At 56.6% G+C, this 21,611-nt stretch carries 10 protein-coding genes; 5 read left to right on the top strand and 5 right to left on the bottom strand.

What is annotated here, in order from left to right:
• Window positions 1-47: 47 nt before the first annotated feature.
• Together LOC70_RS13460 and LOC70_RS13455 are read right to left on the bottom strand one after the other, a co-directional pair.
• Window positions 48-1,961, bottom strand: coding sequence for a RecQ family ATP-dependent DNA helicase (locus LOC70_RS13460; protein WP_230254106.1), 1,914 nt, complete (start codon window positions 1,959-1,961; stop codon window positions 48-50).
• 80 nt (window positions 1,962-2,041) lie between these two features.
• Window positions 2,042-7,513, bottom strand: coding sequence for a cadherin domain-containing protein (locus LOC70_RS13455; protein ID WP_230254105.1), 5,472 nt, complete (start codon window positions 7,511-7,513; stop codon window positions 2,042-2,044).
• Between the two features lie 631 nt (window positions 7,514-8,144).
• On the opposite strand from LOC70_RS13455, the gene LOC70_RS13450 reads away from it, so the two are divergent.
• Window positions 8,145-9,299: a S1C family serine protease gene (locus tag LOC70_RS13450; protein ID WP_390889068.1), complete on the top strand. Its 1,155-nt coding sequence runs from the start codon at window positions 8,145-8,147 to the stop codon at window positions 9,297-9,299.
• A gap of 26 nt (window positions 9,300-9,325) precedes the next feature.
• Here the strand turns inward: LOC70_RS13450 and LOC70_RS13445 are convergent, their stop codons facing one another.
• From LOC70_RS13445 to LOC70_RS13435, 3 genes are read right to left on the bottom strand one after another with little or no spacing between them, the layout of a single operon-like run.
• The gene (locus LOC70_RS13445) at window positions 9,326-10,612 is read right to left on the bottom strand and encodes an ABC transporter permease (protein WP_230254103.1); all 1,287 of its coding nucleotides are present in this window, start codon (window positions 10,610-10,612) and stop codon (window positions 9,326-9,328) included.
• Between the two features lie 20 nt (window positions 10,613-10,632).
• Window positions 10,633-12,153 carry a sugar ABC transporter ATP-binding protein gene (locus LOC70_RS13440; RefSeq protein WP_230254102.1) on the bottom strand — a complete coding sequence of 507 codons (1,521 nt, stop codon included), beginning with the start codon at window positions 12,151-12,153 and terminating at the stop codon, window positions 10,633-10,635.
• Complete coding sequence (locus tag LOC70_RS13435; RefSeq protein WP_230254101.1) at window positions 12,150-13,343, bottom strand: TlpA disulfide reductase family protein; 1,194 nt, start codon at window positions 13,341-13,343, stop codon at window positions 12,150-12,152. Before LOC70_RS13435 ends, LOC70_RS13440 begins: the two co-directional genes overlap by 4 nt.
• Window positions 13,344-14,004: 661 nt before the next feature.
• Between LOC70_RS13435 and LOC70_RS13430 the strand changes: the two genes are divergently transcribed.
• The 4 genes from LOC70_RS13430 to miaB are packed head-to-tail and all read left to right on the top strand — an operon-like array spanning window position 14,005 to window position 21,547.
• Window positions 14,005-16,917: a secretin N-terminal domain-containing protein gene (locus tag LOC70_RS13430; protein WP_230254100.1), complete on the top strand. Its 2,913-nt coding sequence runs from the start codon at window positions 14,005-14,007 to the stop codon at window positions 16,915-16,917.
• Window positions 16,914-19,850 (top strand): MMPL family transporter, encoded by a 2,937-nt coding sequence (locus tag LOC70_RS13425; protein WP_230254099.1) that lies wholly within the window; start codon window positions 16,914-16,916, stop codon window positions 19,848-19,850. The genes LOC70_RS13430 and LOC70_RS13425 overlap by 4 nt, the downstream gene beginning before the upstream one ends.
• 48 nt (window positions 19,851-19,898) lie before the next feature.
• Window positions 19,899-20,111, top strand: a complete 213-nt coding sequence (locus LOC70_RS13420; protein WP_230254098.1) for a hypothetical protein — start codon at window positions 19,899-19,901, stop codon at window positions 20,109-20,111.
• A complete protein-coding gene (gene miaB / locus LOC70_RS13415; protein WP_230254097.1) occupies window positions 20,108-21,547 on the top strand; it encodes a tRNA (N6-isopentenyl adenosine(37)-C2)-methylthiotransferase MiaB in 1,440 nt (479 codons plus the stop codon). The genes LOC70_RS13420 and miaB overlap by 4 nt, the downstream gene beginning before the upstream one ends.
• Window positions 21,548-21,611 lie beyond the last annotated feature (64 nt).

The raw sequence follows: 21,611 nt of genomic DNA, 5'->3' as shown, positions 1-21,611 counted from the left end.
AATTGCGTCAGATGGAAGGGGCGAGGCGGCTTTCTGCGATTTGTCCATCACCGTGGTTCATCACGCATGGCGGACAAGACCGACGTGAACGGCACCGATTCACAGACACCAAACCCGAAATGGCGGTTCACGCGAAAACGCATGAAGGCGGGTGTGTACAAACCACATAGGAATTTGGCTCGATCCACGGGATCTGAAAAGAGGTCGGGATAGTCGGATTCCGCTTCTCGCATCGCTTTTTTGACAGAATCGCCCAAAGAGGCGGGCTTTTTCAGTTCGGTATCCCAAGGACCTTCGCCTTGGCAGGCCGAACATTTGCCGCACGGCCGCGAACGTCGCGATCCAAAATGGGCCGCCATGCTGATCGGCAAACAGGCCCTGCACGCCAGAAAATCCATCATCTCATCGGTGCGTTCATGAGCCATTTCAATCGATGCTTCAAAGCGATGGATCAGGTGCTTGACGACGGAAGCCGGCCGAGTGACCCGCTCTTTCCAGCGATAACCGTGCATCAATTCCGATGATTCCAGCTCCAGCAATCCGGCGAGCGCGAGCTCTTCCAAGGCACGCACCAAACGTTCCCGAGGGATTCGGTACTGACGCGTTGCGAGGATCAAATTCACTCGAAACCCACGTTTTGATTTGACCAGGGACGCCCCAATGGCGGCGATTGCATCGGCATCGCCCTCCGGCATCTGCCCCATCCAATGACTCGGTTCCATCCGAGGTTTGATTCGGTAGACGTCATAACGCGCCGGCAACAATTCCAAATTGCCTCGCTGCCGTAGCTGGATCAAGAACGTTCCAACCACCGCCGCGGAAAGATTCACATCCCATGCGAGCTTATTGAGCGACAGATAAAACGAATCGGGCTGACCAACCAATCGATCCAGCAACTGTTCCACCGACGCTTTGCTGGGCCAATCGCTGCAAGGCAGATTGCGAATCGCGACTTGGTCTTCCGGCACCAACCACGTTTGGCAGGTAGTGACTTTGCCATCACGCCCTCCACGACCGATCTCTTGGCAATAAGCTTCCAACGAAGACGATGGGTTGTAGTGGATGACTCGTCGCACGTTGGGCTTGTCGACTCCCATTCCAAAAGCAACCGTGCCAACCAACACGCCATCACTGGACTGCAAAAACCACTGCTGCACCTCTTCGCGGTCAGACGGATCGAGCCCCGCGTGATACGACCTTGCATCAATCCCATGTTCGACCAGCAACTCCGCCAATTGCTCCGCGGTCCGTCGGCGGGTCACATAAACGATGGAGACACCCTTCTTGCGAGACCGTTTGGCTTGCTGCAATTGCTGAATCAACTGCTGGTCACGTTGGGTGGTCGTGACCAGTGCGCAATGCAACTGCAAGTTGGATCGGTGCGTGGGCAGCTTCACCACGTCGGTCCGACTGAGTTCGAACGCGGAACGTAGCTCTCGGATCACTTTGGGCGTTGCGGTTGCCGTCAACGCTAGAATTTGTGGGATAGCAAACTCCCGGACCACATCCGGCAAACGCAGGTAGTCGGGACGAAAATGGTGCCCCCACTGACTCATGCAATGAGCTTCATCGACCGCCAACATCGAAATCCGAGTTTCACCGAGCACCGATCGAAAACGCTCGTTGAAGAAACGCTCGGGGGAAACATACAGCAGTTTGCACTGACCGCTTCGCACGCGTTTCAAATCTGTCCGCCAATCCGATGCGGACACGGAATGATCCAACCGGGCCACCTGCACGCCAATTCGCTTCAACGCGTCGCATTGGTCCTTCATCAGCGACACCAGCGGCGATACCACCACGGTCAGATCCGGCAAACATTGGCTGGCAAGCTGATAGCACAGACTTTTGCCGCTGCCGGTCGGCATGACCGCCACCACATTGCGACCGTCGAACAAACGGTCGATCACCTTTTGCTGCGGTGGCTTCAATCCGTCGAAGCCGAAAACATCTCGCAGCACCCGCTGGGCGATCTCCCAACGGGCGCCGCTCGAAGAGGCTAACGCAGGACCGGTCGTTGATTGCGTGGCGGTCTCATCAATCAAAACAGAGAGGGGCCATCCAATTGAGTCGCGAAGAAGTCATCCACTGCTTCCTCGCGATTCTCCTCTTCGTTTAAGAAATCATCAACCGCCGCGGTCACGATCGATTCAGCCTGAGCCGAGTTCTCGCTCGTCAATCGATTGATCTCGTTGATCACCAACAAAGCATCCAGCGAAGTGATCTCGCCGTTGCCCGAGACATCCATGAAACCGGGGAACGCGTCGGGACTGTTCGGATCGGCAGGTCCGGGGCCCTTTCGTTCCAGATAGTTGATGATCCGCAGCGCATCCAACGGTGCGACTGATTGGTTCATGTCGACGTCGTAACGATTGCGTTGATTTTGATAGGGCGAGTTGCCAAGTTCGACCGTGTAGTTGAATTGCACATCGCTGGCCAGAGGTCGAGGTCCAAACTCCAACGCCCGAGCCGTCAACGAGTAGACGCCCGCGTCCTTCGGAGTCGGCGTTCCACGCAACGTTTGGGTTTCCAAGTCGTACTTCAACCAACTTGGCAGTGTTCCGGACGGTCCAAACACGCGAATTGAGAATTGCCCATTCTCCGGATCACTGACCAAATTTTCCGGCAGTTGAAGCTCAACGTATTGCCCGCTGACCAAAGAACGATCTTGGAACGTGGCACTGGCCAGATTCGCATCGAATACCGGTGGCTCGTTGACGTTGTTCACGTCCACCGTGATGGTGCGATCCGTGGACGTCGATCCGTCATCGGCTCGAATGACCAAGGTACGCGGTGGTGCGTTGGGATCGTCCGCATCAAATTCAGCGTTCGGTCGGACTCGTAGCAGTCTTGAGTTGGGATCCAGTTCGAAGTTGCTAAATTCCGTTCCGCCGACCAATTGCGTGGTCACCAAATCGCCATCGGCATCGGCGACTTCAATTCGGCCGACGATGACCCATTGGCTGCTGGAGGCGGGAGCCCCATTGGGATACGGAATTTCCGAAACCACCACACGTCCGGTCGCGATTGTCGGTGCTTCGTTGCGGTTGATCACCTCGACGGTCAATGTCTGCGTCACCGGATCCAAATCACCATCCACGGTGTCGGTGATGCGGAACGTCAGTTCGTGAGTGGACTGAGCCTCAAAATCCAATTCGGCTTCCGGTGCCAATCTCAGCACGCCGGTTCCCGCATCGGTGCCGGTTCCAGCAACAAATTCGAACAGATCATTGGATGGTCCATCGATCAACTCAAGGGTGTGATCCTCGGGTCGTTGCTCCGGATCCACCAAAGTCAACAAACGATCACCCGTCACACCGGCGCCTTCGGCGAACTGAATCACGGAAGGAGACAACTGAGGAATCTCATTGACACCGATCAATTGAATTTGGACCGATTCGGTTTGGGCCAGCGGCGGACTGCCGTTGTCGCTGACACGGACCAGCAATGACATGGTGGGTGTGGACTCAAAGTCCAGACGTTGTCCGGGCAACAACCGCACGGCCCCATCTTGTGTCACGCGAACGAAGTTGGCCGCCGAACCACCCACAACCTCAAAGAAGTGCGACTGGCCCTCGTCGGGATCGTTCACCGCCAACCGGAACAATTCGCCCGTTGAATTTTCAGGCAGCGTGAAGTCCGTCTGCATGAGTCCCGGACGATCATTTTCGTTTTGAACCAAGATGGTTTGCGACACAATGACATCGGCTGGAATCGCCGCATCATCACTGACCCGAACCAGCAAGGTGCGTTGGGTGTTGTTTTCAAAGTCCAAACTATCCGCGTTCAACAGCGTCACGACGCCGGTCACGGAATCGACGCTAAAATCGTTCTGGGCTTCGCCGCCGACCAGTTCGTAGCTCAAGGTTTGATTGAAGGCGATATCGGGATCAAACGCTTTGATCCGCCCGATGGCCGATCCGGCGGGAATGTCCTCGGTCACCATCAAAGGCGTGTCCTGCACCACGGGCGGCTCGTTGATATCACGCAGCGAGATCGTGATGCGATTGGTCGTTTTGGCCCCCACCGCATCCGTGATTCGCATGGTGATGATTCGATTGGGTTCCGCCTCGAAGTTCAAATCGGCGTCTTCCGTCACCGTCAGATCACCGGTTTCTGAGTTCACCGCCAAGCCTTGCGAATTTCCACCAATGATCTCGTACAGCAGCGGAATGCCACCGTCTTCGGGTTGGTCGGCGTCATCGGCCTGCTGCACGTCGATCACCGTTCCCACCGGCAGATTCTCATCCACCAAAATCACTTGGTCGGTGGTTCGCGGCAGGGTGTTCACACGGAACACATCTTCGAAAACGTAATTTTCAAATCTCGAAACACTGAATGGATGCTCGACCGTTCCCAACAACGCGGTGGCGCCGGTTCCGGCTTGGACCCGCAAGTCGTAGTCGCCCTCAAACAGTGAACGCAACTCATAAATGCCGTCTTGGTCCGTTTGCGCGGAGGCTTCGCTTTGCGTGTAGGTCAAACGATCAAACGCACCAAACGAGGTTCCCCCGGCAATGGTTGTGTCCGAGTAAGCCTCCACTCGAGCAATCTCATCGCTCGCCACGGATACCGTCACCGTTTCGCGGCGTCCGTTGACCAACACGCCGCTGACCGCCGTGGCAATCAAATCGCCGTTGGCGTTGAATGCATCCAATCGCCCATACGAAACCAAAGATGTGAAGGCACTGCCCAGGGCATCAATCGACACCGATTTCACGGGTCGATAAAAATCGAAACGCAACCGATTGAAATCCGTGAACTGTTGAAATCCGCCGTCGCTGAAGACACGGTTTCCACTCAGTCGACCACTCAAGTATTGACGTTCCGCGATGATCGGCGTGTTGGAGAAGAAATTACCGCTGGTGCTGGTGATCGTCACACCGGGATACTCGTTGGTCAGGATGTAGGTCAGGTCTTGCGTGGTTGGATCCAATGGATCAAACGGTGGCACAACCGCGTCCGGTTCCACCACAAACGTCAAATCGTCCAAGCGATCATTGTCATTGGTGTCCGCGAAAACGGTGATGCCTTGACCCGGCAAACGCAAATCAGGCGGCGCACCATCCGCGATTGCTCCCGACGATGGAGCCAACAGAATTTGCCCACGGACCCCGCCAACGAAGTTGCTTTCGCCAATGTGATTGAGCAATCGATCGGCCAAAGCAGGCTGCGAAACCGAGGAAGCGAGAAGTTCAAACTTGCCGCCCGATTCGAATTCAATGGACGAACCGTTGGCCGCATCGACCGGCGAACCGAACACCCAATCTTCCGGCGACGATCCAATGGAATCGCCCAGTCGCCCGACGTAGCCGTGACCATCGGATTCCACGACGACACCGCCGGGTGGAAGCACATAGTTCTGGGCGACCGAGCTGATGTTTTCAGCAAACAAAATTGGTGCGTAAGCGAAGTTATCACCAAAGACGTAGTCTTGAATGGAAACGGCATCCAAAACATTCCACGTCGACAACAGACCACCTTCATCGGCCCGTTGATCGTCGTCCGTATCGATGTCGTCTCCCAACGCAGGCGGCACGTCGCTTTGGATCAGGAAGTATCCGAAATTATCAAACGTGCGTTGCAAGGATCCATCGTCGTTGAGATCGGTGTAGATGTCGCCGGGCAAGCCTAAGAAGCCTTCCGCATCACTTTCCAAAACTCGAGACCCGAATGCTGCTTCATAGGTGTTGCCTTCCTGCAACAAGACCAGGAACCCGTTGGAACCAAACGTCAGTCCCGAGAGATCGATAATCGTCTCCACCGTTCCCGCGCTAAATCGATCTTCCGAGATGACAACGAAATAGGTTCCGTCGGGAAGCCGTTCATTCGGTGTCCCGCGAAATTCGATGTACTGGTCGTTCATGACGTTCAAGTTGTTGGCGAATTCGTCGTCCAACAACAACTCGTTGATCACCGGTTGATTCAGTTCCACCGACAGCACAGGCGGCAGCACACGCACGCTGACTTCGCGAAGCGGAAGACTGGTCCATTCGGCATCCGACAAATCCTGATCCACGCTGATCTCCAAATTGATGTTGGTGATCACGTTGACTGGGTTCACGTCATCCGGAGACACGGTGACGCGACGAACTTCGCTCCAGTCTTCAGGCGTGAAGACCAGTTGCGTGACTTCCAGCGTGACTCCGGGATTGCTTCCGCCGGGTGCGGCGACTTCCAGGTTCAACACCACATCCGAATCTGGGCGCCGGTTCAGGGTGACTTCGATCACGTCACCGCCGATCGCCCCACCGACCACGGTCAATCCAGCCTGCCCCAAGGCTCCCACGCCGGACTCAGGATTGCTGGGACGAACGCGAAATCCGGTCACATCCGAAGCGATGCCGAATTGCAAATTCGCAATGGATTGGAACTCTGTCACGGAAACGAACTCAGAGTTGTTTCCGGTGGTTGGACGCGTCAACGCAACCGGTCGGATCGGTCCGTCCACACGGAACGAATCCATGACCAGCCCGGTATCCACATCCACCAGCAACGTCGACACCAGATCCGTGTCGTCGGCATCAAACATCGTGACGTAAGTCGCGTTGGCATCCAGTGACGCGGTGAGCTCGGGGCCAGCCAAACTCATGGTGAACGTATCGACTGCTGGAGACGCGAACGACAGGGTGCGACCGTTTCCAAACAAATCAAACGCAAAGAACTCATCGTCCGTGTCGTCAAATCCCAATACACGACGGTTCACCGGATCAAAGGTGATGTCCGCCACCGACGCGATGCCCGAACGTCCGCCGCCAACCAAGGTGACCTGGGCCGTGTTGACATCCAAACGTCCCAACCGACGCAGCGTGTTGTCACCGCCACCACGCACCAGAGTGAACACACTGTCGGTCACGGCGTCGTAGGCCAGCCCGCCGGTGATGTCGACATTGGTATTGCCCAAGCGAGTGATTTCACCATTGCTCGGGTTGATACGAAACACTTCGTTGGCCCGCGTATCAACCGCTAACAAGTCACCATCATGGATGCGGGCGATCCCATCCAATCGACTGACGATCGGTTGTCCCAGCAACTCGACCAATCGTTCATCGCCGAGCGTCTCCGATCCAAACTGAAACGCTTGAGATGCGCGAACAGTTTGCCCGGAATCTTGAGTGACCGTTTCCAGCAAGCCGAACGATCGCTGCGGAGCCGTTTGAACCAGTCCCGCGTCGGGTTGCACGCGGACGTGATAGTCACCGGCCGGCAACTGCGAGAACGAAAACACACCCGCCGAATCCGTCAGGACCGAATCCTCGCCCTCATCCAGCAAACCATTGACGTTCTCGTCAAGGTAAACGCGAACGTTGGCGGCTCCCATCTCGCCCGCCTGTTGAGTTCCGTCGTGATTGGTGTCAACGAACACTTCCCCACTGATCGCCGCCAACAGATGACGATTTTCCAACGTCTCCAACCTGCTTCGACGATGCCGCGGCTTCGCACGGCGTCGCTTTGCCTCCTTGGATCCGGTGGGTGTTTTTGACGGCCGAGCTTTCCAAGAGGTGCGTTTCATGATGAGTGCCAGCAAGTCGCGTGCGATGAATCCTGTGACCAAAATCCCTCGATCAAGGGATCAGATAATTGCCATCAGAATAAATGTCAGCCCATTGCCAAACAACACAGAACACCCCACTAACCCAAAAGACCGGGACAATCCCACCCTCTAGGCCTTCAAAACGAGCGTTCTCACGAGATTTCTGGTGCGGATTGGTCCGTTTCTGGCAGTTATGCGTCGCCATCTCGCCAAGCGAAAGCTGGTCCGCTGACTTGGACGATGCGTAGAATCGCCCCGCGGTCCGTTGCCTGTTTGGCAAGCTGACTGCATGGCCCGTGTCTTTTCATCGCCCCGTTCCCGCGACCGGACGTTCGCCAACGTGACTCATCCCCAACGTGACGAATGCTGCCGCCGTTGTTTCACGTCCGGCGTCACACCACCTGCTGCAGGAATAGCGATGAATTCAATCTCTCGACCAATTTCACGCATCGCACTTGGATTGATCGCGATGCTGACGGTCGGAGTTCAACATAACCTGCATGCGCAAACGTCTCGGGCCATGTCGCCCGGTGGTCTCTCTTCCGCGGCGTCGGCGGTCGAACTCGGCAATGCGAATGCGCGGCTGGATGGTGCTCGCGTTTCGACTGCGATGCCAAACGCCGATCAAATCGACGTGGCTCGCGAACGTCTGTTCGATGAACTCGCCGAAGAGTTCGAGCACTTTGACCGCTTGGGGAACCTCGTTCGTCGAGTGAGCCACTTGGTCAAACCAAGCGTGATCCACATCGAGGCTCACAAAACGCAAGGCACCGGAGCGAGTGCGGAATCGTTTGATGAAGCCGGCAGTGGTGTGGTGTTGGACGTCGCGGGCGAATCTTGGGTGCTGACCAACCGGCACGTCATCAAAGGTGCCGCCGCAAACCAAATTGTGATGCGGACTAGCGACGGACGACGTTGGGTTCCTGAAACGATTCGCATGGACCCCAACACCGACGTGGCGGTGATGAAGCTCGCACCTTCGGTCGCGGGTGTTCAATCGGCGGAACGTGATTCCATTCGACGTGGGTCCACCCCGCTGACCAAGATGCCGCCGGCGGCTCGACTGGCCGACAGCAATCAGGTGCAGATTGGGGACTTCGTGATTGCGATCGGCAGCCCCTTCGGGCTCAGTCATTCGGTCACCTTTGGCATCCTCAGCGCCAAAGGACGTCGAGACCTTTCGCTTGGCGAAGAACGCATCGATCTGCAAGATTTCTTTCAAACCGACGCGGCCATCAATCCGGGCAACAGCGGCGGACCGTTGCTGAACCTTCGCGGTGAAGTGATCGCTCTCAACACGGCGATCGCCAGCAGCAGTGGCGGCAGCGAAGGCATCGGATTTGCCATCCCGATCAACATGGCCGCACGTGTCGCGGAGGAGTTGATCGTGCACGGCCGCTTGCGTCGCGGTTACCTCGGCGTGACGTTGGATCCGAACTTTGCCGCAGCGGACTTGTCACCTTCGTCGGGCATTTACGCGTCGATGAAGATCACTCCCGACTTCGACTCCACCAGCGGACTGCAAGACGAAGTCAAACTCGGCGGAGCACGAGTCAAAGACATCCGCCCGGGATCACCAGCGGAAAAAGCTCACCTGCAACGCGGCGACATCATTTTGCAGTTCGATTCCATCGACGTCGAAGACGATGACCACTTGGTTGCGTTGGCGGGCATGGCACAACCTGGTGAACGTCCGATCTCAATGGTCATCCTTCGCGACGGCAAACGGTACCGCACGGAAGTCACGCTGACGTTCCAGCCCTGAATGCTCAGCCGCGAGATGTCTGGCAACTATGCCGGCGATGCGGAGCGGGCTGATTTCCAAAGTTGATAACGTCGCCAGACTTCATCGAAGAGCACACTGGCAAGCAACGCTCCACCGATGATCACCATTTCCCATTGCTGCTCGATCCCGAGCACCACGATGGCTTTGTAAAGGCAACGCATCACCGCGGCTCCCGCGATGACGCCAAACACCGCGCCGCGTCCACCGCGTAGCGAGCAACCTCCCAGCACCGCCGCCGCGATGGCATACAGCTCGTAGAAGTTGCCACTGGAACCCGGCTGAACGGAGTTCCATTCCAGCAGAAACAAAATGCCTCCGAGCGCCGCGAGCAACCCGCTGACAACGTAGGCCATCACCGTCAACCGTTCCGTGCGAATCCCGCTGAACCGAGCGGCTTCCTCGTTTTCCCCCACGGCCAACAAATGCCGCCCCGCGACGCTGTGTTGCAAAAACACGTAGGCGACAAATGCGACCAGAATCAGCAACACGCCGGTGAAGGGAAACGGAATCCAAGTCCAATCGGCCCATGATTCGGAAGCCCCCGATAACTTGGCCACAAAGGGCAATGGGAACTCAAACACGTTGCCGGTCACGGTGGACTTGAAATCAGCGAGCGCGCTGCCCAAGCCGACTTGATCGTCGCCAGTCCAAACGCGAGCTAGACCTCGGTAAACCAACAACCCACACAACGTGACCACAAACGGTTGCAGGTGAGCCTTGGTCACCAGCACACCGTGCAATGCCCCAATCAAACCACCGGCCAACAAAACCAAGGCACACGCCAACAACGGATTCAAGTATTGAATTCGTTCCATCGAAATCTCGGCGCCGATTTGCAACGATCGAACCGGATTGCCGGTGGTCAGCCAAACTAAGTCGCCTTCGGTCACTTCGCCACTTAGGTAAGCCTTGGATTCGCTGAAGGCCCCCGCGAATGCGAACCGGTCACCGGCTCGGACCGGCGGCAGTTTGGAATCCAGTCGAACACGGGTGTCGCCCTCGTCCGGTCGTTCAATTTCGACCACCTTTGCAACGGCGTCCTCGCGCTCGTAGCGGACGTCGATGACCTGAACCATCATCACGCCACACAGTGCGATCAGGGATCCGATCGACAAATCGATGCCGCCCGTGATGATGACCATCGCAACACCGATCGAGATCAATCCGTACAGACTGGTGTCTCGAATCAAGGTTTTCAGGTTCGCAGCCGCGACAAAATTGCCCTCCAGCCAAGTCGCGATGAAAACAATCGCGATCAACAACGCGAAGATGCCAAAATTCTTGCCACGCATGCTTGCTTACTACTTCGAATTCATTCCGCTTTGAATACCGCCATCTGCATGATGGCTTCTTCGGTCAATTCGGATCGGGGGATTTCACCCGCGACGCGACCATCCGCGATCACGACGACTCGATCAGCAATCGCGAAGACCTCTTCCATCTCGCTGCTGACCACGAGAACGGCGATCCCCTGACCAGCCAATTCGTCGATCACTTCATAGATTTCCGATTTTGCACCAATATCGACTCCCCGTGTTGGTTCATCGAGCATCAAAACCTTCACATCGCCAGCCAACCACTTGGCGAAAGCCACCTTTTGCTGGTTTCCGCCTGACAACGACGCGATCTCAATTTCTTGCGAAGCCGTTTTCACTCGCAAGCGCTGGATCAAATCCGCTGCCGTGGCTCGTTCCTGCTTTCGTTTTCGAAACATCCCTTCGCGAACCATCGAAACCAACGTCGCGTTGTCTCCCACGCTGGATTCGATCAACAAACCTGTCCGTTTGCGGTCCTCCGGAACCAACGCCACTCCCGCGTCAATCGCTTCGCGAACATTACCCCGCAAAGGCCGCCCGTCCACTTCAATGGTTCCACCGAAACCGTCACGCACGCCAAAGATCGTTTCCACAATCTCCGTCCGACCGGCACCAACCAATCCAACCAACGCCACCACTTCACCGCCACGCACCTGAACGTCCACGGGAGGTGCCTCCCTGGATCCGACTCGCAAACCGGTTACAACCAAACGCGGTTCAGGGTGTTCTTCCGTGGCGTTTCTGTCGGCAACGGAACGCCTGGCCAAATCTCGGCCCACCATGGCACGCACCATGGCGTCGTGATTGATCTCGTCTTTTGTTAGGGTCTGAACATGCTCGCCATCTCGCAGCACCTCGACCCGATCCGCCAAACGAACGATCTCGTGCAACCGATGGGAGATATAAAGTATCGCAACGCCATCGGCACGCAGACGTTCGATCAATTCAAACAAGCGAAGTGATTCTTCTTCACTGAGACTACTGGTCGGCTCGTCCATGATCACGACGCGAGCGTTGGTCGAGAGTGCCCGTGCGATTTCAATCAACTGCTTGGATGCGATGGGCAAAGGTCCCACCGGAGCATCGGGCGACACCGACAGCCCCACGCGTTGCAACCAGATTTCAGTTTGGCGGTGCAACTCAGCCCGATCCAGCAAACCAAGCCGCGAGGGTTCTCGACCGAGAAACAGGTTTTCCGCGACACTGAGATTGTCGTGAAGATTCAACTCTTGGTGAATCAGTGCGATTCCCGCTTGAATCGCGTCGCGGGGGCCCGACCAAGTCAGTTCTTTCCCCGCCAAGTGCATTGTGCCTTGATCCGGCGAAACGATTCCGGCCAGCACCTTCATCAAAGTGCTCTTGCCCGCGCCGTTCTCACCGATCACTGCGACGGCTTGGCCACCATCCACCTCCATCGAAACATCCGACAGAGCCTGGGTGGAACCAAAGCGTTTACTGATCCCGGACAACCGCAGAACAGAGGGTTGTCCGGGAGAATTCGAATCCGAACGACTCACTCACCTTCTTCCGGTGCGTCAGTGTCGTCTTCTTCACCCTTTTCTTGATCGGCCAACTCTTTCAAGTCCGCCAAACCTTCTTCCATACGCTCTTTCTGACGGCCCTCAGATTTCTCCACCGCCTTTTCTTGAGCCGAGATGGCTTCATCAAAACGTCCCAGCGAAGCGTTCATTTGAGCCTGCAAGACATACATCAGTGGCTGCAGTTGCGCCTCGGCACTTTCTGTTTCTTCCTTCAGTGCCGCGATGGTTTCGTCAGCCAAGGCTCCGACATCCGAACCTTGTTGGATCGATGACATCAACCCGTAGCTGAACCGTGCGATCGCTTGAGGATCTCCCTTGGAGGCTTTCAATTGCTCGCGGAAGTAGTTCACGACGTCGTCCGACAAATCACCGGAATCCAATCGCAAGCTGTATTTGATTTGTTCCAACTGCTCCAGGATGGAAACGCTGGCTTCGTCTTCCAAACCTTCAAATTCTTCCATCACTTTTTCGATGGCTTTGATGGCGTCGTCCATCTTGCCTTGACCAGCCAAGCGATTGATTTTCTGCATGGCTTCTTCCAGACGTTGCTGGCGAGCCATCTCTTCTTTGTACGCTTCGCGATCCCACGTTCCTTCCAAAACCTGCTCCAAGGGATCATCCAATCGCATGGGGTGACCAATCCATTCGATCAGTCCGGTCTTGCCAACCAAGAACGCGGCGGGGATCCCGTTTTGTTGGGCGGCACGCATGTAATCGTCGGTGGACGAACCGTCTGGATCGACGGTCAACGTGTACGCCGAGGTCAGCTCCTTGAACGTCACGCCTTCTTTGCCGGGATAGTCACGGTCCAAGATGCCTTCGACGGTTTCCAGATCCTCGTCCGAGATGCTGACAATCTGGACGCCTTGATCGCGATACTTTTCCTGCAACTCCACCAAGTGTGGCATGCTTTGGATACAGGGCCCACACCAAGTCGCCCAAAACTCGACCACGTAAACATTGCCTTCTTTGAAATCCGTCACCGGATCAAACTTGCCCAACTCCTCGTGGATGTAGTGTTCGATGTCCAGCGAGGGTGCTTTCGATCCCACCGTCAAGGTTGGCTCGGCTTGAGCGGCGGAACTGCCGGCCAACAACATGGCACTAGCGGCACCCAACAGGGCTCGACGGGTCCACGTTTGTGGCAGCAATCGGAAACGTTTCATGGAAGACAACTTTAAAATTTTTCAGGTAAGGGAAATGAATGGGCGTCAGTGAACCGCAGGTCGGTCGCCAGTTTCCGCCCATCGATTGGCATTTGAAATCCGAAGCGAAAAGCCTAGGTCAGGACCGTCTTGAGCTGGAAGACCAAGCTTGTTCATTCGACCGCGTCGTTTCGATCACGAATTCCGTGACACTAACAATGTAGTGCTCTCCGCTGGGAAATGTTCATCCCAGGGGACCAACGCTTGTACAAGCATCACGTTGGAAAACGCTCTCGGAGGGGCTGGATCGACCGGCGCCCCGTGAGCTTTCGCAGCAATTCTTGTTCCCCCCGACGGAAACCCAACGTTGCCAGATCCCATCGCTGTCGCGAATTGTACCCATGGTGTCTGTTTTCGTTGTATTCGCAGAGGGGTTTGTTCATAATACGCATTCGGGCGTCTCATCCGCCGTCAGTGCCCGGCTGACGCGAAGCCCCCTTCCCTTCTCTCCAACAGCGACTGTTCTGTGCCCAAACACTTCTCAACGATAGCGTCGCGTTTTTTGGGTGTCTTGAATGTTGGCAACCGACCCCTTTTCGGTGCGGTGGCTAAACGCGGCGGAGCATGGTTGGGCGTTTTGCTGGTCACGGTTTGCTCGTGGATGCACGACTGCAATCGTGCCATGGGGCAACCGCCTCAAGCCTTTTCAAGCGGCCGTGGTGGACCGCCTCCTGGAGCCCGCCCACCGGGTGCACCTCCACCAAACGGAGCGCCCGGCGAGAAGAAAGACGAGGACAAGAAAGACGATCCAGCGAAACCCGCCGAGTCCGCACCACCCAAGGTCGTTCGCCGTGATAGCGTGGACGCCAAGCCGGCAGACCCCAACGAATTGAAAGCCACCGTTGGCGATGATGGCAAAGTGGGTTTTCAGTTCCGCAATCAGGGATGGGTGGATCTGGTTCGCTGGTTGTCGGACATCTCCGAACAACCAATTGATTGGCAAGAACTGCCCGGTGACACCGTCAACTTGATCAGCCCCGAACGCTTGACGGTTTCGCAAACCGCCGACCTGATCAATCGCCACCTGCTGGCTCGCGGATACACCATGTTGGACTTAGAGGGCGGCATCGCGATCGTCAAAACGGACTCCGTCAATCCCGGCATGGTCCGCCGCATCGCTCCCGATGAGCTCTCTCAATTGGAAGACCATCGTTTCGTTCGCACGATGTTGGATGCCGGATGGCTATCAGCGGAAAAGCTGGCCGAGGAACTCAAACCGATGCTCAGCAGTGCGGGCAAGCTGACTCCGCTGGCAACCACCAACCGCATCGAAGTCATGGATGTTGCGGTCAACCTGCGTCAAGTCGCTCGGTTGTTGTCGGAGGAACGAGATGCAGCCAGTCGTGACGCATTGGCACCTGAATTCCGATTGCGGCACATCCCGGCCGAAGAAGCCAAACAATTGCTGGAGGAGTTTTTGGGTGTGGAGAAGAAAGACTCCGCGCCCATGTCGCCCCAGCAAATGCAGATGATGCAACGCATGCAACAAATGCAGCAGCAAAACGGGCAGAAAGGCGGCACCCCCAAAACCGATACCGAGATCTCAATCGTCGCCAACACGCGACAAAATTCGGTTCTCATCCGCGCCCCATTGGACCGAGTCGCCGTGGCGGCTGAGTTCATCAAGCGGATCGATGTGCCCGGGGGATCACTTCGCAGTTTGACCGATGCCACCTCCCGAGTCGAAGTGTTCCGTTTGGTGTCGCTGGATCCGGAGAAATTGATCGAGATCGCTCAGGAGATGAACGTCCTCGAACCCACCACGCGAGTTCGGGTCGACAAAGACAACTCCGCCGTCATCGTGTCCGGTGCGGCGGCCGATCGCTTCATCATTAAATCGCTGATCGAACGACTTGACGGTGGCAAACGACGGTTGGAAGTCTTGCAACTGCGGCGGCTTGGTGCCGCGGAAGTCGCCGAATCGATTGCGTTTCTGATGGGACAGGACCCCGAAGACGAAGACAACAATTCGCGATCACGTTACAGCTACTACGGCTGGGGCAACAACAATGACGATGAAGACGAGGACAAAGACAAATTTCGCGTGACGGCAAACGTCGCCTACCGACAAGTCTTGCTCTGGGCCAACGACACCGAAATGGAAGAAGTCCGTTCATTGTTGATCAAACTTGGCGAGTTGCCGCCGCCCGGTGGAAGCTCGCGAACGACACGTGTCATCGAGGCATCCGCCACCCCCGAAACGCTGGAATACCTGGAACGTCTGCGCAGTCGATGGCAACAACTGTCAGGATCAGACCTGATTCTTCCCGATGCGGATCAATTCCAAGACCCAATCGACAAGATCGGGAAAGAGTTGGATGCGGAAGCCGAAGAAAATGCGTCGGAAGAAGAGGAGGACGGTGATACGGAGGAGTTGGAATTGGAAGCTCCTGAGGCAATCAAACCACCTGAAACCGAGCTGACCCAATCGCGAGACAATCCGGCAAACCACACCTGGGTCAACGCATTCGCGAACAGTGACTCGGCAGAAAACAACGGCTCGGTCGCGTCGAACGCTGCTGAATCGTCGACCGCTGCCGAAGACACCAACGACACTGTTGCGAAAGAATCCCCAGCCAGTCCAAAGATCGAAATTCGGTTGGACGCGGCGGGCAATCTGGTTCTGGTAAGCGATGACACGGACGCACTTGATCGCTTGGAAGACTTGATGCTGCAGGTCACGCCACCTCGACGTCCCTACCATGTCTTTCGAGTGAGATACGCGTCGGTCACGCTGGTCGCATTGGACCTGGAGGACTACTTCGAAGACGAGGACGACGATGACGAAGACGAGTCCGATCGTTTCTATCGCTACATCTTTGGCGGTCGCGACGAGGAAGACAAAGGGCCCAAAGGTTTGGGAGCCGCTGGCAAACTGAAGTTCCTGCCGAACTCCGACACCGGCACATTGATCGTCAGTGGGGCGACGGGCCAACAATTGCAAACCATCGAAGAACTCATTCGTCTGTGGGACGTTCCCGAACCGGTCAATCCACGACGCGTCCGTTACACCAAATTGGTTCACATCCAATACGGTAGCGCCGCGAAGATTGCGGAAACGGTGAAAGAGGCCTATCGCGATTTGCTCAGCAGCAACGACAAAACGTTCCAGAGGGGAGGCCAATCCGGCCAGCGTGGTGGCGGTGGTGCTCCCGGTGGCAGCAATCGCGAAAGCGGATCGGGTTTAGAAGACAGCGAGAGCGGTAAAGACGGTGGCGGATCTGATTTTTCCTTCAATGGCAAGCTCTCAATGGGCGTCGATGAAGTCGGCAATACCTTGTTGGTCAGTGCGGAAGGTGAATCGCTGCTTGACTTGATCGTCTCCATGGTCGACAAGTTGGATGTTGCCGCGAAACCCGGAGGCGACGTCGAGATTATCAATCTTGGCGGTGGCGTCTCAGCCGAAGCTGTTCAGCAAGCGTTGTCTGCTTTGGGGGTGGAATCCGACTCACGTCCTTCTCGAGATCGTTCCTCGGAAGATCAACGCCGCGACAACAATGACTTCTCGCGTCGCCGTCCTCCCCGCGATAGATGAAAACCAGCGTCACCCAACGATTCTCTCGCAAAGTCATCGCGCACTCGCATTGGATCGTTTTGGGTTGGGTGATTTTCGCGGTTTTCTGCAAAACGTTTTCACCCGCCTGGAAAGAGGTCGCCCTGGACGGCGACTTTGAATACTTGCCCGCCATGCAGACCAGCGTCGCGGGAGGTCACCTTCTGGACGAAGCCTTTCTGGGCACGCGTGCGCGCAGCCAAATGGTCGTCACTCTTTCGCGAGCGGAAGAAGACCTGACCAAGACAGACCGCCTCATTGGTCTCGATCTACTTCGACGCTTGTACCACCGTCTTGGCGAAGTCGCCTGGCAGCGCGCGATCGTTTTGCAAAATGGCGAAGACGAATCCGCCGAACGATGGTGGACCGTGGCCTCCCAAGCGTTTGACCAAGCGATCGAGATTGATTCGCAGTTCTATGAGGCCTTGGGCGATCGCGTTCCCGAAACGACGCCCACGCCCTACGAACCTCGTCTGGCCATTGCATACTGGGATCGCGGGAATTTGCTTGGTGCACGAGCCATCGGTCAACCAAGCACTGCACCGGAACCATCCCGTTCCGAGTCGACTTCGGCAAGCGACGCACCATCCACGGATGCGGAGGACACCAAGACGAAGCCCGCCGTGTCCGAGACAACGGTTCGCGTGGCGGAGGATTTAGAAGCGGCGTTGATCCTGGACTCGGACCTTCCGATGTCCGTTCTGCCGATCTCGAAGCGTCCGCTCGACAACTGGGAACCGCTGCTGGACATCTACAGTTGGGAAGATCGAACCTTGGGCTCGCAGCTCAAAACTTCGCGAGCCCGTTTGGCGGTGTTGACGCTTTCCAGCGAACTGGCCGCCACCGGCAACATAGAATTATTGGAGCAGCTTCAAGAGATCGTCGACCAAACCCAGCAGTACAGCCTCGCTTACCTGACAGAAGAAGAGCAAGCGGAAACTGGCCCACCGCAACTGTTGGTCACTGGATCCGCCGCCATCGGTGGCCAAACACTCGCCGCCGCTCGTTCAGCAATTCAGTACACCGAGTGGTTCACGGTCGTGATGATTTTGCTGTTGTTGGCCATCGTTTACCGGGCTCCGCTGCTGGTGGCGGTGCCTTTATTCTCGATCGCCATCGCGGTGATGGTTTCCACCGCCGCGGTCACGTTTCTCACACAAATCTCCCAAGCCGGATGGATGCCGGGGTTGGACGTGCAGGTCTACACGACCAGCCGTATCTTCGTGATTGTCATCCTGTTTGGTGCGGGCACGGATTACTGTTTGTTTCTAATCGCTCGACTACGTGAAGAGGCGGCTCATTCGCCTTGGCCGGTCGCCTGTCGGAAAGCACTCACTCAGGTCAGCGGTGCGTTGATCGGCAGTGCCATGACCACCATCGTCGGGCTGGGCATGCTCTGGTTTGCTGACTTTGGCAAGTTCCATCACACGGGTCCGATCATCGCGGTGTGCTTGTCGATCGCATTGCTCGTGTGCATGACTTTGACACCAGCATGTTTATTGTTGTTGGGCCCCAAAGTCTTCTGGCCCACGTCGGCCGGAGAAGTCAACCGTGAACCCAGGATTCAGTTGCTGGGGAATCGCAGTGTCAACGAAAAGGACAGCTCACCGGGCGATTGGCTTTGGAACGCGATGGCGATTCAGTTGACTCGCCGACCGTTCGCCACGCTGATGATCGGGTTGATTCTGTTGCTGCCGGCCGCTTGGGTTGGCTTTCGCAATGAACGCACCGTCACCTACGACATCAGTGGACAACTGGCCTCGACCGCCAGCACTCGCCAAGGCATGGGAGTGTTGGCAAAGGAATTTGGCATCGGCCAAATGGCCCCCATCTCGGTACTTCTTCTCGCCGACCAACCGCTGAGCGAGGACACACAAAAGGAAACCCTGCAGACCATCGTCGCGGCGCTCTATCAAACCGAAGGCGTCACAGCGGTTCGACATCGCAACGATCCGTTGGGAGACTTCCCACCTGATCGTGAAATGAGTTTGCTCAGCAGTGAAGCGTGGCGGCGTCGTGCCCTTCAAAACCACCGACTGACTCAATTGCATTTCGTTTCGTCGATGCCCGAGTACACCGACCGGCTGATCCGTTTGGACGTGATTGTTCAGGAGGACCCGTTCAGCGTGTCCGCCGGGCAAAAATTGGAAGAGGTCGAAGCCACCGTTCAACAACAACTCACAGGACTGTCCGAAGCCGGCCTGTCGATGGAAGCCTTCTACGCGGGGACAACGCCGTCGATTGTCGACCTTCGCGAAGTCACACTCAACGACACCTTTCGAATCAAGATCGCGGTGATCGCAGCGGTGTTCGTCGTGCTGGTCCTGGTGATCCGCCGGGTGGTGCTGTCGAGCTATCTCATCGCCACGGTGTTGCTCAGCTACTACACCACTCTGGGTTTGACTTATTTGTTTTTTCGTTGGGTCTACGGCCCGACGTTTCCCGGATTGGATTGGAAGCTGCCGATCTTTCTGTTTGTGATCCTGGTGGCCGTGGGCCAGGACTACAACGTTTATTTGGTCACTCGGATTTTGGAAGAGAAACGTCGCTTGGGTTCGCTGGCGGCGGTGCGTCGCGCCGTGGCCCGCACCGGCGGAATCATCACCGCGTGCGGTTTGGTGATGGCGGCCACGTTCATCAGCATGACAGCGTCTTCGTGGTGGCCGTGGATTTCTCAGGGATGGCTGTTCGTCAGCAGCAACGACGCGACCGCACTGAACGAACAAATCGCCAGTCGCCCCACGACGCTTCGCGGAATCACCGAACTTGGATTCGCCCTTGGATTGGGCGTGCTTCTGGATACGCTGTACGTCCGCACGGTGCTTGTCCCCAGTTTCGTTGTGCTGCATGACCGCTGGCGAAAAACGCCCGCGAATCAACGTTTTCAGCGACCAAACGCGGCTTCACTCGATTGAAAAACGCTCGTCTTCCGACAAATGGCCCCGGGGCGTTATCCTGAGGCGATGAACGCGCTGTGGGGACAAACATTTCTGACCAACATCAACTGGCTATGGGTCGCCGGAGCGGCCATCGCCGCTTGGACCGTGGTGGGTGCGATGAGCCGCCGCCAAGCCCACCTGACCGGGCTTTTGCGTGACCACGTGAGCCGTACGCAGGACGCTCAAAAAGCCGCCCTGGAAGCCAGCCAAAAACCTAACGAAGCCGAATCGGAGTGATCTCCATGTCCAAAACTGTCTACATCAAAACCGTCGGCTGCCAGATGAACGTTCTGGACAGCGAGATGGTGATCGCCGATTTGAAACGTCACGGCTATACCGTCGTGGACTCCCCCGGCGAAGCCGACTTGCTGCTCTACAACACCTGCAGCATTCGCGAACAGGCCGAAGAAAAAACCTACAGCGCGCTTGGCAAACTCAAAGAAACCAAAGCCCGGCACCCGGACAAGAAGATCGGCGTGATGGGCTGCATGGCGCAAAAGGACCAAGAAGTCATCTTCCGTCGCGCCCCCTATGTCGACATGGTCGTCGGTCCCGGACAATTGCACGCAATTCCTGACCTGCTGACCAAGATGTCCAACGGCGAAGGACGGCAAATGGCTGTTTCGCTGGGACGCAAAGACGGCAAGCAATCGATCGTCGCCCGCAGCCACGAGACGTTTGACCCGTTGCGGGATCCGACCATGCGTCCGACCCCGTTCCAAGCCTACCTGCGGATCCAAATCGGCTGCGACAAGTTCTGCACGTACTGCGTCGTGCCTAACACGCGTGGTCCCGAACAAGGCCGCTCACCCGACGACATCCTTTCGGAAGCTCGGATCCTGGCCGAACAGGGTGCTCTTGAAATCACGTTGCTCGGTCAAACCGTCAACAGCTATCGCCATCGCGGCCCCGATGGCGAAACCGACATGGCGGGTCTGCTTGAGCGACTGCATGACATCGATGGTCTTCGCCGCATCAAATTTGTGACCAACTACCCCAAGGACATGACCGCGCGGTTGCTCGAAACCATTCGCGATCTGCCCAAGGTGTCGCCTTACCTGCATGTGCCAGCACAAAGCGGCAGCGACGCGGTGCTCAAACGAATGAAACGCGGCTACACCATCGCCGATTACATGGAGATGTTCGAACGCATTGAAACGATCCTTCCCGAAGCCGCCGTCAGCAGCGACTTCATCGTGGGATTCTGCGGCGAAACCGACGAGGACTTCCAAAAGTCGGTGCAACTTATCGAACGGTGTCGATTCAAGAACAGCTTCATCTTCCAATACAGTGTTCGCGAGGGCACCAAAGCGGCCCAGAACCTGATCGATGATGTGCCTCGGGAAGTCAAAGCGGCTCGCAACAACGAACTGCTGGCTGTCCAAGATCGCATCTCGAAAGAAGACAACCAAAAGCTGATCGGCAGCACGGTGGAAGTGTTGGTCGAAGGCCCCAGCAAGAAAGCCGACAAGTCCGATCCTGATGCGGCGGTGGTTCAAATGACCGGGCGAACCCACTGCGATCGCATCGTGGTGTTCGATGGCAATCGTCGGCAGGCGGGCCAGATCATGGAGGTCCAAGTCGACGACGTCAGCAGCCACACGCTGATCGGTCGAGTCAAAACCGTTGAGGTCGTCTCGCTGGGAATGCCGGGACTAGCTCCCAGTTCCTAGCTCCTCGAGGTAGCGAAACTCGTCAAGAGTTTCGGCCCCGACCGTGACTTCGATAAGTCGTGAC

It is taken from the genome of Rhodopirellula halodulae (assembly GCF_020966775.1).
GTDB classification, from domain to species: Bacteria; Planctomycetota; Planctomycetia; order Pirellulales; family Pirellulaceae; genus Rhodopirellula; species Rhodopirellula halodulae.
The sequence above is the reverse complement of the archived record's forward strand: the minus strand, read 5'-3'. Positions and strand labels throughout refer to the sequence as shown.